Annotated in this window: 19 protein-coding genes; 17 read left to right on the plus strand and 2 right to left on the minus strand. The window is 62.2% G+C overall.

Annotated elements, in window-relative coordinates:
- Positions 1-148: 148 nt before the first annotated feature.
- From QMZ29_RS22660 to QMZ29_RS22690, 7 genes are all read left to right on the plus strand, one after another.
- A complete protein-coding gene (locus QMZ29_RS22660; protein WP_004933280.1) occupies positions 149-847 on the plus strand; it encodes a CoA transferase subunit A in 699 nt (232 codons plus the stop codon).
- Between the two features lie 11 nt (positions 848-858).
- Positions 859-1,512, plus strand: coding sequence for a CoA transferase subunit B (locus QMZ29_RS22665; protein WP_019453268.1), 654 nt, complete (start codon positions 859-861; stop codon positions 1,510-1,512).
- A 14-nt stretch (positions 1,513-1,526) separates the two neighbouring features.
- On the plus strand, positions 1,527-2,711 hold the full coding sequence (locus QMZ29_RS22670; RefSeq protein WP_197781091.1) for an acetyl-CoA C-acetyltransferase: 1,185 nt from the start codon (positions 1,527-1,529) through the stop codon (positions 2,709-2,711).
- An 18-nt stretch (positions 2,712-2,729) separates the two neighbouring features.
- Entirely contained in the window at positions 2,730-3,653 is a 924-nt protein-coding gene (locus tag QMZ29_RS22675; RefSeq protein ID WP_049204569.1) for a 3-hydroxyacyl-CoA dehydrogenase family protein, read from the plus strand.
- Positions 3,654-3,695: 42 nt separating this feature from the next.
- The gene (locus QMZ29_RS22680; RefSeq protein ID WP_197781138.1) at positions 3,696-5,090 is read left to right on the plus strand and encodes a GntP family permease; all 1,395 of its coding nucleotides are present in this window, start codon (positions 3,696-3,698) and stop codon (positions 5,088-5,090) included.
- Positions 5,091-5,102: 12 nt separating this feature from the next.
- Entirely contained in the window at positions 5,103-5,873 is a 771-nt protein-coding gene (locus tag QMZ29_RS22685; protein WP_173888193.1) for a 3-hydroxybutyrate dehydrogenase, read from the plus strand.
- A gap of 371 nt (positions 5,874-6,244) precedes the next feature.
- Positions 6,245-7,381, plus strand: a complete 1,137-nt coding sequence (locus QMZ29_RS22690) for a porin (RefSeq protein ID WP_033638822.1) — start codon at positions 6,245-6,247, stop codon at positions 7,379-7,381.
- A gap of 38 nt (positions 7,382-7,419) precedes the next feature.
- Here the strand turns inward: QMZ29_RS22690 and QMZ29_RS22695 are convergent, their stop codons facing one another.
- A complete protein-coding gene (locus tag QMZ29_RS22695; protein ID WP_147823096.1) occupies positions 7,420-8,241 on the minus strand; it encodes an AraC family transcriptional regulator in 822 nt (273 codons plus the stop codon).
- 120 nt (positions 8,242-8,361) lie between these two features.
- Between QMZ29_RS22695 and QMZ29_RS22700 the strand changes: the two genes are divergently transcribed.
- From QMZ29_RS22700 to QMZ29_RS22745, 10 genes are all read left to right on the plus strand, one after another.
- Positions 8,362-8,739: a hypothetical protein gene (locus QMZ29_RS22700; protein ID WP_147823095.1), complete on the plus strand. Its 378-nt coding sequence runs from the start codon at positions 8,362-8,364 to the stop codon at positions 8,737-8,739.
- A gap of 10 nt (positions 8,740-8,749) precedes the next feature.
- The gene (locus QMZ29_RS22705; protein WP_173888199.1) at positions 8,750-9,625 is read left to right on the plus strand and encodes a helix-turn-helix domain-containing protein; all 876 of its coding nucleotides are present in this window, start codon (positions 8,750-8,752) and stop codon (positions 9,623-9,625) included.
- Between the two features lie 232 nt (positions 9,626-9,857).
- The gene (locus QMZ29_RS22710) at positions 9,858-10,778 is read left to right on the plus strand and encodes a L,D-transpeptidase family protein (RefSeq protein WP_025305160.1); all 921 of its coding nucleotides are present in this window, start codon (positions 9,858-9,860) and stop codon (positions 10,776-10,778) included.
- Positions 10,779-11,032: 254 nt separating this feature from the next.
- On the plus strand, positions 11,033-11,413 hold the full coding sequence (locus tag QMZ29_RS22715) for a type II toxin-antitoxin system RelE/ParE family toxin (protein ID WP_033641319.1): 381 nt from the start codon (positions 11,033-11,035) through the stop codon (positions 11,411-11,413).
- Positions 11,376-11,699, plus strand: a complete 324-nt coding sequence (locus tag QMZ29_RS22720; RefSeq protein WP_049207794.1) for a helix-turn-helix domain-containing protein — start codon at positions 11,376-11,378, stop codon at positions 11,697-11,699. Before QMZ29_RS22715 ends, QMZ29_RS22720 begins: the two co-directional genes overlap by 38 nt.
- A gap of 244 nt (positions 11,700-11,943) precedes the next feature.
- A complete protein-coding gene (locus tag QMZ29_RS22725) occupies positions 11,944-12,351 on the plus strand; it encodes an ExbD/TolR family protein (protein ID WP_197781094.1) in 408 nt (135 codons plus the stop codon).
- Position 12,352: 1 nt separating this feature from the next.
- Positions 12,353-13,099 carry an energy transducer TonB family protein gene (locus QMZ29_RS22730; RefSeq protein WP_141971155.1) on the plus strand — a complete coding sequence of 249 codons (747 nt, stop codon included), beginning with the start codon at positions 12,353-12,355 and terminating at the stop codon, positions 13,097-13,099.
- A gap of 39 nt (positions 13,100-13,138) precedes the next feature.
- Positions 13,139-15,382 (plus strand): TonB-dependent receptor family protein, encoded by a 2,244-nt coding sequence (locus tag QMZ29_RS22735; protein ID WP_049204587.1) that lies wholly within the window; start codon positions 13,139-13,141, stop codon positions 15,380-15,382.
- A 46-nt stretch (positions 15,383-15,428) separates the two neighbouring features.
- Positions 15,429-16,079, plus strand: coding sequence for a MotA/TolQ/ExbB proton channel family protein (locus tag QMZ29_RS22740; RefSeq protein ID WP_282980705.1), 651 nt, complete (start codon positions 15,429-15,431; stop codon positions 16,077-16,079).
- A complete protein-coding gene (locus QMZ29_RS22745) occupies positions 16,072-17,322 on the plus strand; it encodes a phospholipase D-like domain-containing protein (protein ID WP_261425222.1) in 1,251 nt (416 codons plus the stop codon). The genes QMZ29_RS22740 and QMZ29_RS22745 overlap by 8 nt, the downstream gene beginning before the upstream one ends.
- Positions 17,323-17,356: 34 nt before the next feature.
- On the opposite strand, the gene QMZ29_RS22750 is transcribed toward QMZ29_RS22745, so the two are convergent.
- Positions 17,357-18,466 (minus strand): DmpA family aminopeptidase, encoded by a 1,110-nt coding sequence (locus tag QMZ29_RS22750; protein ID WP_049204593.1) that lies wholly within the window; start codon positions 18,464-18,466, stop codon positions 17,357-17,359.
- Between the last annotated feature and the right edge of the window lies 1 nt (position 18,467).

Here is an 18,467-nt window from a genome sequence, read left to right on the forward strand (position 1 = left end):
TGTTAATTGTCGGTTAACGAGTGATTAATAAAAATTCTAAATGAATGCGGCATAAAAACAAAATTAACAAATCATTTTTGTGACCTGAAGATGCCCTCACGTAAGCCAGGGCATTTCGCCCTGCGCCGCAACATGCAGGGGCAACGATATGGCAGGGCTCGACAAACGCGTCGGCAGCTACCAGGAAGCGCTGGCAGGCCTGACGGACAACATGACGGTGCTGGCGGGCGGCTTTGGCCTGTGCGGCATCCCGGAGAATCTGATCGAAGAGATCCGCCGGCGCGGCGTGCGCGGGTTGACGGTGGTTTCCAACAACTGCGGCGTCGACGGGTTCGGCCTCGGGCGGCTGCTGGAAACCCATCAGATCCGCAAGGTGGTGGGATCTTACGTCGGTGAAAACGCGCTGTTCGAGCAGCAGGCGCTCAGCGGCGAGCTGGAGGTGGATCTCACGCCGCAGGGCACGCTGGCGGAGAAGATCCGCGCCGGCGGCGCCGGTATCCCGGCGTTCTTCACCGCCACCGGTTACGGCACGCCGATCGCCGAAGGCAAAGAGGTACGCGAGTTCAACGGCCGCCCCTACATCATGGAAACCGCTATCACCGGCGATTTCGCCATCGTGAAAGGCTGGAAGGCCGATCACTTCGGCAACGTCATCTACCGCCACACCGCGCAGAACTTCAATCCGCTGATGGCGACCGCCGGGCGCATCACGGTGGTGGAAGTGGAAGAGATCGTGGCGCCGGGCGAGCTGGATCCGGCGGCGATCCACACCCCCGGCATCTATGTCGATCGGTTGATCCAGGGCACCTTCGAGAAGCGTATCGAACAACGCACCCTGCGGGCATAAGGAGAATTCGCATGCTTACCCGTGAACAAATGGCGCAGCGCGTGGCGCAAGAGCTGAGGGACGGTTACTACGTCAACCTGGGCATCGGCATTCCGACGCTGGTGGCCAACTACGTGCCGGCGGGCATGGACGTGATGCTGCAGTCGGAAAACGGCCTGCTGGGGATGGGCGAGTTCCCGACCGAGCAGCAGCTGGACGCCGACATGATCAACGCCGGCAAGCAGACGGTCACCGCGCGCCTCGGCGCGTCGATCTTCGATTCGGCGCAGTCGTTCGCCATGATCCGCGGCGGCCACGTCGATCTGACCGTGCTGGGGGCGTTTGAAGTGGACGTCGAGGGCAACATCGCCTCGTGGATGATCCCCGGCAAGATGGTCAAGGGCATGGGCGGCGCGATGGATCTGGTGGCGGGGGCGGAGAACATCATCGTGGTGATGACCCACGCCTCGAAGGGCGGCGAGTCCAAGCTGCTGCCGCGCTGCACGCTGCCGCTGACCGGGGCCAACTGCATCCGCAAAGTATTGACCGATCTGGCCTATCTGGAAATAGAAGACGGCGCCTTCGTGCTGCGCGAACGCGCGCCCGGCGTCAGCGTGGCGGAGATTGTCGCCAAAACCGCCGGCCGGCTGATCGTGCCGGAGCAAGTGCCGGAAATGCGTTTCTGAAACGGGAGGTGAATGTGCAACAACGTGAAGTGGTGATCGTGGCGGCGACGCGCACGCCGGTCGGCAGTTTTCACGGCGCGCTGGCGCCGCTGACGGCGGTGGAACTGGGCACGGCGGCGGTGCAGGGGCTGCTGGCGCAAAGCGGCGTGGCGCCGCAGCAGATCGATGAAGTGATCCTCGGCCAGGTGCTGACCGCTGGCTGCGGGCAGAATCCGGCGCGCCAGACCGCGCTGAACGCCGGACTGCCGTTTACGACGCCGGCGCTGACCATCAACAAAGTGTGCGGCTCCGGTTTGAAGGCGGTGCATCTGGCGGTGCAGGCGATCCGCAGCGGTGACGCCGATGCGGTGATCGCCGGCGGCCAGGAGAGCATGAGCCGGTCGCCTTACCTGATGACTGGCGCGCGCGCCGGCCTGCGCCTCGGTCACGCGCAGATGATGGACAGCGTGATCCACGATGGCCTGTGGGACGCGTTCAACGACTACCACATGGGCATCACCGCCGAGAACCTGGCGGAGAAATACGCCATCAGCAGAGAAGAACAAGACAGGTTCGCGCTGCGCTCGCAGCAGAAGGCGCAGGCGGCGCAGCAGGCCGGGCGTTTCGCGCAGGAGATCACGCCGGTGACGGTGCCGCAGCCGAAGGGCGAAGCGCTGCGGGTAGAGCGCGACGAACAGCCGCGCGACACCAGCCTGGAGGCGCTGGCGCGGCTGCGCCCGGCGTTTCGCAAAGAGGGCACGGTGACCGCCGGCAACGCCTCGTCGCTCAACGACGGCGCCGCCGTGGTGCTGCTGATGAGCGCGGAAAAAGCCGCAGCGCTGCGTTTGCCGGTGCTGGCGCGCATCGCCGGTTACGCCTCGTCGGGCGTCGATCCGGCGATCATGGGCATCGGCCCGGCGCCGGCCGCACGCCGCTGCCTGGAGAAAGCCGGCTGGCGGCTGGAGGACGTCGATCTGATCGAAGCCAACGAAGCCTTCGCCGCGCAGGCGCTGGCGGTGGGCAAAGAACTGGGCTGGGAGGCAGAGCGGGTCAACGTCAATGGTGGGGCGATCGCGCTGGGGCATCCGATCGGCGCGTCCGGCTGCCGCATTTTGGTGTCGCTGCTGTACGAAATGCAGCGCCGCGAGGTGAACAAGGGGCTGGCGATGCTGTGCATCGGCGGCGGGCAGGGCGTGGCGCTGGCGGTAGAGCGCCCGTAAACAACCGAGGAGGGCACCATGCAGTCATCTGACTATGCGGTACTGGGCGCCGGGCTGATGGGGGTGGGTATCGCCACCCACTTTATCCGCCACGGCCATGAGGTGCTGCTGTATGACCCGGATCCGCAGCGCCTGGCGGAAGCGCCGGCGGTAGCGAGCGGCATTCTGGCCGAGCTGAGCGACGTCGGGCAGTTTGATCGCGGCGAACGCGAAGCAGCGCTGGCGCGCCTGCGCGTGACCGGCGATCTGAATGGCGTGGCGCGCGCCCGGCTGCTTATCGAGGCGATCCCGGAACGGCTCGAGCTGAAGCACGCGCTGTATGAGCAACTGGAGGGGCTGATCGCCGACGACGCGGTGATTGCCAGCAACACCAGTGGCCTGCCGCCGGACGAGCTGGCGGCGCGCATGACCCATCCGCAGCGGCTGCTGATCGCCCACTTCTGGCACCCGCCGCACCTGATCCCGCTGGTGGAGATCGTGCCCGGCCGCGCCACCGATCCGCGCCATCTGGCGGCGGTGCAGGCGCTGCTCGGCGGGATGGCGCTGGAGGCGGTGCTGCTGGAACGCGCCGCGCCGGGGTTTGTCGGCAACCGGCTGCAGTTTGCGGTGCTGCGCGAGGCGCTGCACATCGTCCACAGCGGCATCGCCAGCGCTGAAGTGGTGGATCAGGTGATGCGCGCCTCGCTGGGGCGGCGCTACGCCATGGTCGGCCCGCTGGAGGCCGCCGACATGACCGGGCTGGCGACGGTGGCGGACATCGCCCGCCACCTGTTCCCGGAACTGGCGACCGGCGACGAGATGATGGCGCTGGTGGAACAGCGGCTGCGGCGCGGCGATACCGGCCAGCGCAGCGGCCGGGGATTTTATCTTTGGGATGAAGCGCGCAGGGAACGCATTCAACGGCGACGGGCGCATCAGCTGCGCTTTGCGCTGAAACCGTAATTTCGCACGCCGTACCTGACAATAACAACGATAGCGAGGTGCCTGATGAGCGTTTTGATTGCCCTGGCAGCACTGGGATTACTGATGCTGGCCGCCTACCGCGGCTACAGCGTGATTTTGTTCGCCCCGATCGCCGCGCTGGGCGCGGTGCTGTTGACCGATCCCGGCGCGGTGGCGCCGACCTTCACCGGGCTGTTTATGGAAAAGATGGTCGGCTTCGTGAAGCTCTACTTCCCGGTGTTCCTGCTGGGGGCGGTGTTCGGCAAGCTGATCGAGCTGTCCGGCTTCTCCCGTTCGATCGTCGCGGCGGCGATCCGTATTCTCGGCCGACGCCACGCCATTCCGGTGATCGTGCTGGTGTGCGCGCTGCTGACCTACGGCGGGGTGTCGCTGTTCGTGGTGGCGTTTGCGGTCTATCCGTTCGCCGCCGAGCTGTTCCGCCAGAGCGGCATCCCCAAGCGGCTGATCCCGGCCACCGTAGCGCTCGGCGCCTTCTCCTTCACCATGGACGCCTTGCCCGGCACGCCGCAGATCCAAAACATCATCCCGACCAGTTTCTTCGGCACCAATGCCTGGGCTGCGCCCTGGCTGGGGCTGATCGGCTCGCTGTTCATCATCGCGGTCGGTTTGCTGTATCTTGAACGCCAGCGGCGCAAGGCGCAGCTGAAGGGGGAGGGTTACGGTACCGATCTGCTGAACGAGCCGGAAACCCCGGACGACATCAACCTGCCGAACCCGCTGATCGCCATCCTGCCGCTGATTTTGGTCGGGGTATTCAACCTTGGCTTCACCCATTGGATCCCGCAGTGGTACGGCGCCAGCCATGAGCTGACGCTGCCGGGGCTGGCCAAGCCGATCACCACCGATGTGGCGAAGATCACCGCCATCTGGGCGGTGGAAGCGGCGCTGGTGTCGGGTATTCTGCTGGTGGTGGTGTTCGGCTTTCGCAATATTCGCGGCCGGCTGGCGGAAGGCAGCAAGACGGCGGTCGGCGGCGCAATTCTGGCGGCGATGAACACCGCCTCCGAATACGGCTTCGGCGCGGTGATCGCCGCGCTGCCGGGCTTTTTGGTGCTGTCGCAGGCGCTGTCGGCAATCCCCAACCCGCTGCTGAACGAAGCGATCAGCGTCACCCTGCTGGCCGGTATCACCGGTTCGGCCTCCGGCGGCATGAGCATCGCGCTGGCGGCGATGGCCGATAACTTCGTGGCCGCCGCCCATGCGGCACACATTCCGCTGGAGGTGCTGCACCGGGTGGCCTCGATGGCCAGCGGAGGCATGGACACCTTGCCGCACAACGGCGCGGTGATCACCCTGCTGGCGATCACCGGCCTTAGCCACCGGCAGGCCTATGGCGGCATCTTCGCCATCACCCTGATCAAGAGCGCCGCGGTGCTGTTCGTGATCGGCGTGTTCTACCTGACCGGCATTGTTTAAAGGAGCGATACCATGAGTGTACAAGGCAAAACCGCGCTGGTGACCGGCTCGACCAGCGGCATCGGCCTCGGGATAGCATCCGTGTTGGCCGCCGCCGGCGCACGCGTGATCCTCAACGGCTTCGGTGACGTGGAGCAGGCGCAAGCGCAGGTCGCGCAGCTGGGCGCCGTGCCGGGATATCACGGCGCCGATCTCGGCGATGCGGGCCAGATAGCGGACATGATGCACTATGCCGAACGCGAGTTCGGCGGCGTGGACATTCTGGTGAACAACGCCGGCATTCAGCACGTGGCGCCGTTGGATCAGTTCCCGGTGGAGAAATGGAACGCCATCCTCGCCATCAACCTGTCGGCGGTGTTCCACACCTGCCGATTGGCGCTGCCGGGGATGCGCGAGCGCAACTGGGGGCGCATCATCAACGTGGCGTCGGTGCACGGGCTGGTGGCGTCGAAAGACAAGTCGGCCTATGTGGCGGCCAAGCACGGCGTGGTGGGGCTGACCAAGACGCTGGCGCTGGAGACCGCGCGCACGCCCGTCACCTGCAACGCCATCTGCCCCGGCTGGGTGCTGACGCCGCTGGTGCAGCAGCAGATCGACAAACGCATTGCCGCCGGGGCCGATCCGCAGCAGGCGCGCGATGAGCTGTTGGCGGAGAAGCAGCCTTCGCAAGCGTTCGTCACGCCTGAGCAGCTCGGCGAGCTGGCGCTGTTCCTGTGCAGTGATGCGGCGGCGCAGGTGCGCGGCGCCGCCTGGAACATGGACGGCGGCTGGCTGGCGCAGTAGTGAATTCTCTCTCCCGGAGCGCGCAACGCGCTCCGTCGTTATTTCCCGCCTTTAGTTAATTCCCCTGCGTGACGGTTTACCTGCGGCAATAATATTTATTTGTTATTTGCTATTTTTATTCCCGGATAATCACGCCGGGTTATTTTGGATAAAAGATGCGGATTGGTTTATTTCGTGCTGCGGTTATTACATTGTTTTTCTTCGCGTTACAGATGAACACGTTTATGCTGAAAATAAAACCAACCTGGAATAATGGCAGATTATGACGTGAATTTTTATATCTTGCGTGCGCTGTTTACATCGGGTAATTATTTCCGCGTGGCTTAAGACCACCGTGTTTATAACAATAATTTTTTCGGGCAGGGGTAATAATGAGAAAAAATACAACGCCAATATTCATTGGCGGCGTCTTGCTGTCGGCGTTATCCGCCGGCGCGCAGGCCGAGATCACCATTCTGGATAAAAACCCGCAGAGCAATGTGTTGCTGGCGCCGCTCAGTTTAAAGGTGGGCGGCAGCATTCGCCCCGAGTGGATCTTCAATAACGGCCCGGAGCCGGGCTATGACAAAAACGGCCACGACGGCGGCACGCGTTTTCGCTTCAGCGGCGATTATGCGCTGACGCAGGACACTTCAATCATCGGCTATTACGAGTGGGGCGTCGATCTGGCGCACGCGCTCAGCTGGGACGGGCATTATAACGAAGACGGCAAGCGCGACTATCAGCGCCAACTGTACGCCGGTTTCAAGGACGATCGTTACGGCACCCTGACCTATGGCCATCAATACGGCATCTATTATTCGGTGGTCGGCATTAAAAGCGACGTCTGGGATAACGATGGCCATGCGGGCGGCACCGGCATCGGCATTTCCGGCGACTATGACGGCGGCAATAAACCGAAAAACAGCATCAAATACACCAATGATTTCGGGCCGGTCACGCTGTACGCCAACTATTTATTGCCGGAAGACGATCTGCACACCGCGGATAACCTGATTTACCGCCGCAAGGGCGGTGGCGGGCTGGGCTTCGATTACAAGGTGACGAAGGATTTCACCTTCAGCGCGGCCTACAGTTATACCGATGCGAAGATCAAAGACAATCTGTACCACGAACAGGATTATCACCAGCAGCTGTCCGGCACCGCGTTGACCTGGCAGCCGAACAACTGGTACATCGTCGGCACCGCCAGCTATTACAAAGATTATGTGCCGAGCACCCGCCAGCGCACGCTGTCGCACTTCTTCGCCGGTGACGGCTACGGGCTGGAAGGTTTCGTCGGTTATACCTTCAATATCGACAAGCCGTTCCTCAAATCCGTCCAGCCTTATGTGGCGGCGGACTCGCTGCGGCTGAAGGGAGACGAGGCGTATCACGCCAACCACGTCTATCTTGGCGCGGGCACCACCATCGGTTACGGTCTGTCGGTGTATGTGGAGCGCACGCTGGCCAACAGCAGCGACAACGAGCCGGATTCCACCTGGATAACGGTGTTCTACGATTTCTGATTTTCACCTGCTCCAAGCCGGCGCTTGCGCCGGCTTTTTCACATGCTGATCGCCCCGCCCAGGGTCTCTCCAGAGGCGTTGCGCTCCGCCAGGTAGCGCGCCGGCGGTTTGCCTACCGCCTTTCTGAACATGGTGACGAAGCCGCTGGCGCTCTCGTAGCCCAGATCCAGCGCCACCGTCTGTACGCTCTCGCCCTGCGTCAGGCGCTGCAGCGCCAGCATCACGTGCAGCTGGCGCCGCCAGTGGCCGAAGCTCATGCCCATCTGCTGTTGCAAGGTGCGGCTGAGGGAGCGCTCGCTCATGCCGATGCGCTGTGCCCACTGCCCGAGGGTGGATTTGTCCGCCGGGCTGCTCAGCATGCCCTCGGTCAACTGCCGGATGCGCGCGTCGTCGGACACCGGCAGGTGCAGATTCTCGATCGGCGCGGCCGCCAGCTGATCCAGCAGTACCGCCGTCAGACGCCCTTCGGCGCCCTGTTCGTCGTAGAGCGGTTCGAAGGTGCTGGCCTGCAGCAGCAGCTCGCGCAGCAGCGGCGAGACCGACAGCGTGCAGCAGTTTTGCGGCAGATCGGCGGCGGCATGTTGATCGACGAACAGGCAGTAGGCCTCGGTGGAGCCGGCGCCCTGGGCGTTGTGCAACACGTTGCCCGGCATCCACAGCGCACACTGCGGCGGCACTAGCCACAGCCCGTTTTCCACTTCGCAGCGGATCATGCCGCGTACCGTGTAGATCAGCTGCGCCTTCTGGTGGCGGTGCGGCTCGACTTCCCAATCCTGCTCAAGGGTCGAACCTTGCAGGGCAAACAGCGGGCGCGGCACCTGATCGATATCCAGACAGTGGCGGGGAATTTGTACTTTCATGAGAATAATTCTCAATTTGGCGGAATTGAAAAGTATTATGTCCTGATTGCGCAATGTGGTCTAGCGCCGGTGCCGATAAAGTAAGCGCCAGTCCTAAACCCTTTCGCGAGGAAACTGATTATGTCATTGGATACCACTGATTTTCCGCTGGTGTGGATGCGCCGAAACGGGCGCGATACCCAGGCCGAGCTGGCTGAATTCAGCGCGCTGTTGGCGCGCGCCGAACCCTTTGTCCTGCTGACCGACCGCAGCGTCGGCGATGAAGGTGAAGAGCACGATCGCGATGCCCGCACCCTGGTGGCGCTGTGGAAACGCGATAACCGCGAGGCGCTGAAGCTGTGGGTGAAAGGCATGATCATGCTGGAGCCTGACGACGCCAAACGCGCGGCGGCGGAAGAATTCGCCGAATACGGCGCCAAGTTCTGGGGCTATCCGGTGCTGGTGGCCACCGATGAGGCCGCAGGCCGGGTATTGGCGCAGACGTTATTGCTAAAATAAGGGGAATACCATGCACCAGCAACAGGTGATTGAACAGCTGCTGGCCTGGATCGAGCAGAGCCTGGATCAGCCGCTGACGCTGGACGACATTGCCGCCAAGTCCGGCTACTCCAAATGGCATTTGCAGCGGATGTTCAAGCAGCATACCGGCCATATTCTCGGCACTTACGCGCGCCGCAGAAGGCTGACCGCCGCCGCGCGCGAACTGCGCCTGACCGGTACCAGCGTGGCCTGCATCGCCGATACTTACCAGTTCGATTCACAGCAAACCTTCACCCGTTGCTTTCGCAAGCAGTTCGGTCTGCCGCCGGCCAGCTATCGCCGCAGCCAAGATTGGTCGAGCTATGGCCTGCAGCCGCCGCTGCGGCTGACCGAAGCGCCGTTGCCGCAGGCCGATATCGTGACGCTGCCCGCCATGCAGCTGGTGGGCAACACCCAGCGCCGCAGCTTCACGCTGGGGCAGCTGGCGGACTCCAAGTGCGAGCTGCGCCGCCATGCCTGGCGGCAGCTGCTGCAACCGCAGGCGCTGCCGGAGGTGGTGTACGGCCTCACCAGCCTGGAAGTCGACAGGCAACGCCGGGGCTGCCCGCGTATGGCGTATACCGCCGCTTTGCCGGACGAAGGGGCGATGGGGGAGCGGGTGACTATCGAACAGGGAGAGTATGCCCGTTTCACCTATCAGGGGCAGGCGGAAGGGTTACAAAACTTTATTGTCCGATTGTATGACACTGCCATGCCGCAGATGAACGCCATCCGCCGGCCGGGGCAGGATATCGAGCGTTTCTACCCGGCGCAGGAGGGCTGTTGCCCGCTCGGCGGCGCGGCGATCCGCTGTGAATATCTGATCCCCATTCGGCGGGGGGAAGCGTTGGCCGCCGCCAGTTAGGCGGCGGTTCTCGCAAAAAATCGCCTTCGTGGCGCGTCAGGTTACAAAAAATTGCGATATTACATCGGTAATGGTTCACACTTTGATTGATGTGCACATATAATGCGCATCCGGTCAAACCCCCCTGGCTTTTCAGGCCGCAGCGCCGTTGGCTGTCGGCTGAAATTCAACGGGGTAAAGTGGCCGTAGAAACCGATATCCCTAATCGCCAGTGGCCTTGACCAACACGAAGATGAAAATGAGCATTCGCGCGTTATTAACCCTGTTTACGGCACTGGTTGCTTTCAGCCAGGCTGCCTTCGCCGTCGTTTACCCGTTGCCGCCAAAAGACAGCCGTTTGGTGGGCGAGAATATCCAAATCACCGTACCGGAAGACAGCAAACTGCCGCTGGAGAGCTTCGCCGCCCAGTATCAGATGGGGCTGAGCAACATGCTGGAGGCCAACCCGGGCGTGGATCCGTTCCTGCCGAAGGCCGGCAGCACCCTGACCATCCCGCAACAGCTGATCCTGCCGGACGCGCCGCGTGAAGGCATCATCATCAACAGCGCCGAAATGCGTCTGTACTACTACCCGAAAGGTTCCAACACCGTCGTGGTGCTGCCGATCGGCATCGGCCAGCTGGGTAAAGACACCCCGCTGAACTGGACCACCACCGTGCAGCGCAAGAAAGACGGCCCAACCTGGACGCCGACCGCCAAAATGCGCGCCGAATACGCGGCTGACGGCGAAATCCTGCCTGCGGTGTTCCCGGCCGGCCCGGACAACCCGATGGGGCTGTATGCGCTGTATGTTGGCCGCCTGTATGCCATCCACGGCACCAACGCCAACTTCGGCATCGGCCTGCGCGTGAGCCACGGCTGCGTGCGTCTGCGCGCCGACGACATCAAGTACCTGTTCGAAAACGTGCCGGTAGGCACCCGCGTGCAGTTCATCAACGAACCGATGAAGGCCACCGTCGAACCGGACGGCTCGCGCTACGTGGAAGTGCACAACCCGCTGTCGGCCAACGAAGAGCAGCTGCAATCCAAGGATCCGGTGCCGCTGACCATTTCCGCACCGGTCGGCAAAGTGCTGATGGACGCCGGTGTTAACCAGAGTGAAGTGGACGCGGCGATCAAGGCCCGTTCCGGTATGCCGGTGAAAGTGAACTGAAAGCCTTCCGGCCTCAGTGAAAATGCCAAGAAGACGCCTGCGGGCGTCTTTTTTTATGCTTGTAAAACATGTTGTTGCGTGTGCGTTCGCAATGATGCCCTCAGCATTGCACAGAAAGAAGTCATGATGCGCGCCATCATGCAAATCGGGTTTCCCATGGTGGCCATCATCGACGTTTGAGGTGATGCTGGCGAGAAGGAATGCTCTGGAAAAGTGTTTCACTCAGTGCTATGTTTCATGGGGAAGTCATTGCAATGCGTACATTTAAAACTCGTTGGTTTAGCAAGAAGGCTCAGGCGCACGGCATTACCGATAAGGCATTATGTCGGGCGGTACACGATGTACAACGGGGTTTGGCTGTGGATTTAGGCGGTGGTGTATTTAAAAAACGTCTTAATCACAATCGGGACCGTGCGTTGGTATTAGCGAAAAACGGTCGGCATTGGGTGTATGTTTTTTTGTTTGCCAAGCAGGTCCAGGCCAATATCTCTGGGGCGGAATTGCAAGCTTTTCGCAAGTTGGCGGTGCATTTTGGCGCGTTGAGCGACGAAATGCTCCAATCCTTGGTCGTAAAGAACGAATGGATGGAGATTTGCCATGAAGAAGGAAAAAACGTTTCGGAGTCCGGCCTTTGAGGCGATTCACAGCGCGGCTGAAGGATTGCATCGTACTGGCGCCATTTCTCTGGAAACCCTACGCAGTTTCGACGAGTCTTGCCTTGCTCCGGTCGAGATGTTACAGCCCCAAGAGATCAAAGCCTTGCGTGAGCAGCTATGTTTAAGCCAACCGGTTTTTGCCCGTTATCTGAATACCAGCGTATCGACCATACAGAAGTGGGAGACGGGGGTGAAACGGCCCGGCGGCGTGTCGCTTAAGCTGCTTTCGATCGTACGTAAGCACGGGCTTGAGGTCTTGTTGTAGTGACCGTTTGGGCTGTCACTATTCTCACATTATCCTCTCTGGCTTTGGCTCTCTGAAATACCCATATCGCAATTATTCCAATAAAAACTATCGCTAATTAATAAGTTATATCTTCTCCCTTATCGCCTGCCATTGAAAAAATTCTCGCAAAAAAACCACACTGTGAAAATAAGATCACACAAGCGTAACAAAAGGTAAACATACCCCCCCTATATTGGCTGCTTCGCTTTTGGGAGGGAGTGTCATGCGTAACTGGAACGAACCGAAAAAGAACAAAGCGCACATCGAACTGATCCCGATGATCGACGTGATGATGTTTTTATTGGTGTTTTTCGTCTTGATTAGCCTGAACGTCATTCCGGCGCTCGGGCTGAAAACGCAGCTGCCGTCCGCCGGCAGTGCGCAGCAGCTGAAACCGCAGAAGAAAGCGATCATCACGCTGGGGGCCGACGAACAGCTGCAGCTGGATGGCCAGCCGATCGCGCTCGACGCGTTGGTCAACACGCTGAAGCAACAGCAGCAGGCCAACCAGACTACCACCATCATCGTCAACAGCGACAAGGGCGTGTCGGTCGAGCGGCTGGTGGCAGTCATGGACAACCTGCGCCAGGGCGGTTTCTTCTCCGTCTCCATCGCGACACGGAAGCTGTGACATGTATCTGCTCTATCGCTCACGTCATCTTTTCAGCTGGTTGCCGGCGCTGATTGTCGCCGGTTGCCTGCTGTTCGCCAGCCAGCAGGCGGCGCTGAAGATCCAGCCGCGCTACGACGAAACCGCCATCGAACTGGCGCTGGTGGAGCCTGAACCGGCGCCTGAACCTCAACCGGAAACGCCGCCGGAACCCCAGCCCGAACCGCCGCCGCCCGAGCCGGAGCCGATCCCCGAACCGGTGGTGCCGGCGCCGGAACCGATCGTGGAAGCCAAGCCGGTGCCGAAACCGCAGCCGAAGCCCAAACCCAAACCGGTGAAAGAGAAAGCCAAACCGGTAGAGAAGCCTAAACCGACGCCGGTGCCTGCTGCACCGCGCGCGCTGGTCAGCAAACCGGCGACGCAATCCGCACCGGCTGCCCCGGCGGCGCCGAAGGTGAACGCTCAGGCGATTGAAAACGGCTATCTGCTGGCCTTGCGCCGCGAGCTGGAACAGCGCAAGCGCTACCCGAGCGGGCGTCAGGCCTCGCTCGAGCGTCCGCAGGGCAACGTCGAAGTGTGGCTGGAGGTCGATCGCAGCGGGCGGGTGCTCTCTTCCGGCATCGCCAACAAAGCCGCCAGCATGCTGCTGAACCGCGCGGCGATGGGCAGCTTGCAAAGCATCAGTTCAGTAAAGCCGTTCCCGAGCGAGGCATTCGCCGGGCAAACAACCAAAAGATTTACCGCGACGTTCAATTATCAGGCGCCTTAGCGCAAGGGTTAATCGTTTGATTTTTATGGGATGCACACAATGAAATCGTTTAATCGTTCTGGGATCTATCTGGCGGTGATGTCGGCGATGCTGCCGGGCGCCGCGCTGGCGGCCGACGCCACCGATGTCGGCACCATCAGCGTCAAGGGGCAGTCGCTCGGCGGCGGCATGATGGTGCAGGATGACAGCGCCAAGGCGCGTTCTACCGTCACCAAAGAGGCGATGGATAAAATGCCGTCGGCGGCCAACGCCATCGACAAGCTGAAATACACGCCGGGCCTGAACGTCAACAGCAACGACGCCAGCGGCCTGAGCGGCGTGGACTACACCATGCGCGGCATGAACTCGGATCAGATCGGCCTGTCGATGGACGGCATTCCGATCAACGACTCCGGCAACTACGCGGTATACCCGAACCTGCTCGGCGATGCGGAAAACCTGGAGGAGGTGTTCGTCACCCAAGGGTCTTCCGAAGCGGACGGCCCGCACATCGGCTCCAGCGGCGGCAACATCGGCCTGGTGACGCGCCGCCCGGCGAAAGACTTCGGCGGTTTCGTCAAGCAAACGCTGGGCAGCAACAGCCTGAGCAAAACCTTTGCCCGCCTGGAGACCGGCGAGTACAACGGCTTCAGCAACTGGCTCTCCTATTCGCACACCGAAGCGAAGAAGTGGCGCGGCGAGGGGCGACTGTATTCCGACAAGTTCGAGATGAACTCGCTGTACGAAGACGGCAACGGCAACAGCAGCAACCTGGTGATGAAGTACAACCGCCAGAACAACACCAACTACAACACTCTGAGCAAGGCGCAGTTCCAAAACGACGGCCGTGACACCGACTACGTCACCACACCGGAGTACAACAGCAAAGGGCAGTTGAACAAGTACTACAAGATTGAACGCAACCCGTTCGAAACCTTCACGCTGTCGTTCACCCAGAAGCTGCAGCTGCGCGATAACCTGTCGCTGACTCTGCAACCGTATTACTACTGGGGCAACGGCGGCAGCTTCAACGGCCAGACGGCCTCGGTGCTGTCCAGCACGTCGGACAAGGCCGGGCAGTATGACCTCAGCAACCTGCAGTCCAACACCTATTACCGCCCGTCGTGGACCCAAACCTGGCGGCCGGGCATCACCACCAAGCTGAAGTGGGACATCAACGATCAGCACAGCCTGGACATCGGTTACTGGTACGAGCGCGCGCGCCAGCTGCAGACCCAACCGTTCATCAGCATCAAAGATGATGGCAATCCGGCGCAAATCTCGGGCAAACCGGGCGGATCCGATCAGGTGAAGGACGCCAACGGCAATACGGTGCAGGGGCGCAACCAGTACACCATCACCCCGGCGCAGAAGGTGTGGCTGCAGGACACCTGGTTCGCCACGCCGGACTGGACCTTCGTCGGCGGCCTGGCCTATCAGTACGTGGAGCGCAAAGGGGACAACCGCGGCAGCCTGTACAACGTGCCGGAGAAGCGCAAAGCCACCTATCACGAATTCCTGCCGAACTTCAGCGCCAGCTATAAGGTGAACCAGGAAAACCAGGTGTTCTACAACCTGACGCGCAACATGCGCACGCCGCCAAACTACGTGCTGTACAACGTCGGCGACTCGCTCAGCACCAAGCCGGAACTCAGCTGGAACCACGAACTGGGCTGGCGTTTCCAGCAAGAGGACATGCTGCTGAGCGCCACGCTGTTCTACATGCGCTACAGCGATCGCCAGATCTCCACCACCAACTCGGCCGGCGATTACGAGATGATGAACATCGGCAATGTGGAGAACAAAGGGCTGGAGCTGGAGTGGAGCGGCCAACTGCCGCATAACTTCAACTACTACACCTCATATACCTATACCCAATCGAAGCAGAAGAGCGACATTGTCAGCAACGGCGGGCAGCCGCTGCCGACCTCCGGCAAAGAGGTGCCGAACGTGCCGAAAAACCTGCTGAACATGACGTTGGGTTATGACGACGGGCTGTATTACGGCAGCGTCAGCGGCAAGTACGTCAGTGCGTTCTACGGCGATCTGACCAACGACGAGAAGATCGGCGGCCGCACGGTGTTCGATCTGGCGGCGGGGGTGCATCTGCCCGTGGACAAGAAAATCGTCAAAAGCGCCGCGCTGCGCTTTGGCATCAGCAACCTGTTTGACAAGGAATACCTGACCTCGGTGCGCACCACCACCTTCAACGCGGCGCCGTACGGCGGCGTGAAGGCCAGCACGCCGTATTACAACGTCGGCGAAGAACGCACCTTCAGCGTCTCGCTGGAAGCCACCTTTTAACTGAATACCCCGCCGCCTGCCCGGCGGCGGGGAAGAGGAGCCCTGTATGGACGCCAATCTGTTGCACGACATTATTTTCTACGTGATGTACGCCGCGCTGGCGATCGCGCTGGTGATCATCATCGAACGCACGCTGTACTTCGCCTATACCCAACGCCAGGCGCGCCGGCTGGAGCAGGCGCTGACGCCGGACGTGCGCCGCGCCGCCGATCTACCGGACGAGCTGACCCAGCGCAACAGCTTGCCGATGGCGGTGATCGCGCCGGTATTGGCGCAGAAGCACCGCGCCAGCGATCGTGAAACGATCGGCGATCTGATCGACGCCCAGTACCTGCTGAGCAAGCCGCCGATGGCGCGCGGCCTGTGGCTGCTGGAAACCGTGGTCACCGCCGCGCCGCTGCTGGGGTTGCTCGGCACGGTGATGGGGATCATCGAAACCTTCAAGGCGCTGGCCGCCTCGGGGGTGTCCGAGCCGAGCCTGGTGTCGGCCGGGATGGGCACCGCGCTGTACGCCACTGGCCTCGGCATCGCCATCGCGCTGCTGTGCCTGGTGGCCAACAACTTCCTGCAGAGCCGCATGGAGCGCATCAACGAGCTGCTGAAGGTGCTGCTGATCCGCGCCGGTCAGCCGACCAGCCGCCCGGAGAACGGCAGCGGCGAACAATGGGTTGACAGCGGAGCGCCGCGCTATGCCTAATGGCCATCCAGTACGGCGGCCGCTCGGCCGCCTTTATGCGGCATTGTGGAGCGGTTGTTTGTTGATGTTGAGCCAGAGCGCTGCGGCGCGTTTTGCGATTCCCGGCTATGAGCTGGTGTACACCGCGCCGGTGGAAACCGCGCTGCAGGCCGACGACCTGCGCAACACCGCCGAGGTGTGGCGCGAGATGTTCGACGCGGCGAAAACCCGCATCGACCTGGGGCAGTTTTACGTGGCGAATCAGGACGGTTCGCTGCTGGACGGTGTGCTGCAGCACCTGAAGGCGGCCGGTGAGCGCGGGGTGAAAATCCGCTTTTTGGTGGAAGAGAAGGGCATTCGCATTTCTACCGCCGAAACGCTGGAACAGCTGAAGGCGATCCCCAATCTGGAGCTGCGCATCATTCCTTACCAGAAGCTGAGCGGCGGCATCCTGCACGCCAAATATCTGCTGGTGGACGGCGAGCAGGCGTTTGTCGGCAGCCAGAATTTCGACTGGCGCGCGTTGGAGCATATTCACGAAACCGGGCTGCGCATCAGCGATGCTAAAGTGGTGGGGCAGATCCAGGCGATCTTCGAACAGGACTGGCGGGCGCAGGCGCTGTTGGCGCAGGATAAGCCGGTGCCGGCGTTGCCCGATTCGCCGCCGACGGCGCAGCCGCAGGGCAACTATCTGGTGGCCAGCCCGCGCGCCTACAACCCAGCGGGCGTGCTCGATTCGCAGGCCGAGCTGCCGCGTCTGCTGGCCGGCGCCAAACGGCGGGTGCGGGTGCAGGTGATGGACTATGCGCCGCTGTCGTTTGGCCCGGAGCGCAGTCGCCCCTTCTACGCGGTGATCGACAACGCGCTGCGCAGCGCGGCGGCGCGCGGCGTGCAGATCGAGCTGATGGTGGCCAACTGGAACACCAAAAAGCCGGATATCGCCTGGCTAAAGAGCCTGGCGCTGGTGCCGAACGTGCAGATCAAGGTGGTGACCATTCCGCCGGCCAGCAGCGGCTTCATTCCGTTTGCCCGCGTGATCCACAGCAAGCTGATGACCATCGACGATGAGATTGCCTGGGTGGGCACCAGCAACTGGACCGGCGGCTATCTGGACAACTCGCGCAATCTGGAGCTGGTGATGCACAGCGCGGCGATGAGCGGGCGGTTGGACCAGCTGTACCAACAGCTGTGGAACAGCGTCTACGCCGAACCGTTGCGGCTGGATTACGACTACCCGACGCCTAAACCGGGCGGCGAATCCTGACGGTCAGGGCGCGTTAACCCGCGCCCCGCGTTGTTTATCGCCGCCAGCCGGCCTTCTCCAGCGCCGTCACCAGCTGTTCGGCGCTTAACCCTTCCGCCCGGTGGCCGTTGCCGCTGACGGTATTGGCCGCCAGCAGCGCATTGACGATCGCCTCTTCCACCGCTTCCGCCGCCGCGGCGAACAGCGCCGAAATGTAGTCGTTGTTCACCATGCGCAGCGGTGTGGTGAAATCGCCTTTATTGGCGTAGTCGGCGGGCGGCAGGCCGTCGTTGCCGGTGGCGAAGGCGATAAAGATATCGCCGCTCGAATCCTCGGTGCCGCCGCCGGTGCGGGCGATGCCGATGCTGGCGCGCTGCGCCAGCCGCGCGCACTGGTGCGGCAGCAGCGGCGCGTCGGTCGCCAGCGCCACCACGATGGAGCCCATGCCGGGATGCGGCAACTGCGGCGTGAACGGCGAGGGGAGATGCCCCAGATGCCGGCCCACCGGGTAACCGCCGACCAGCAGCGACTCGCGCTTGCCGTGGTTGGCCTGCACGATAGCGCCCACCGTCCAGCCGCCTTGATCGGCAGGCAAGCGGCGCGAGGCGGTGCCGCTGCCGCCTTTGAATTCATGGCAGATCATGCCGCTGCCGCCGCCGACCGCGCCTTCCTGCGGCAAGCCCCCCTGGGCCGCCTGCTGCGCCTCGCGCACGTGCTCGGCCTTGACGTGAAAGCCGTTGATGTCGTTGAGCAGGCCATCGAAGGTTTCCATCACCACCGGCATATTCCAATACACCGCGTTGTCGCCTGCGGGCAGCGCTTCACGCTCCAGCGCGATCAGTGCATCGCGCACCACGCCCACGCTGTGGGTGTTGGTGAAGGCGATCGGGCTGGTCAGCAGGCCCGCTTCGCGCACCCATTCCAGGCCGGTGGCGTCGCCGTTGCCGTTCAGCACGTGCACGCCGGCGAAGCAGGGCGCGTGGCGGGCGGAGCCGGGGCGCGGTTCGATCACCGTCACGCCGGTGCGCACGCTGCGCCCGTCCGCCAAGTCGGCATGAATGCTGGCATGGCCGACGCGCACGCCGGGCACGTCGGTGATGGCGTTCAGCGGGCCGGGCGAGCCCTGGCCGATGATGATGCCCAGATCCTGAGCGCGCTGCGTCATG

This window comes from Serratia sp. PF-27, from assembly GCF_030053255.1.
In the GTDB taxonomy this organism is placed as follows: Bacteria; Pseudomonadota; Gammaproteobacteria; order Enterobacterales; family Enterobacteriaceae; genus Serratia; species Serratia bockelmannii.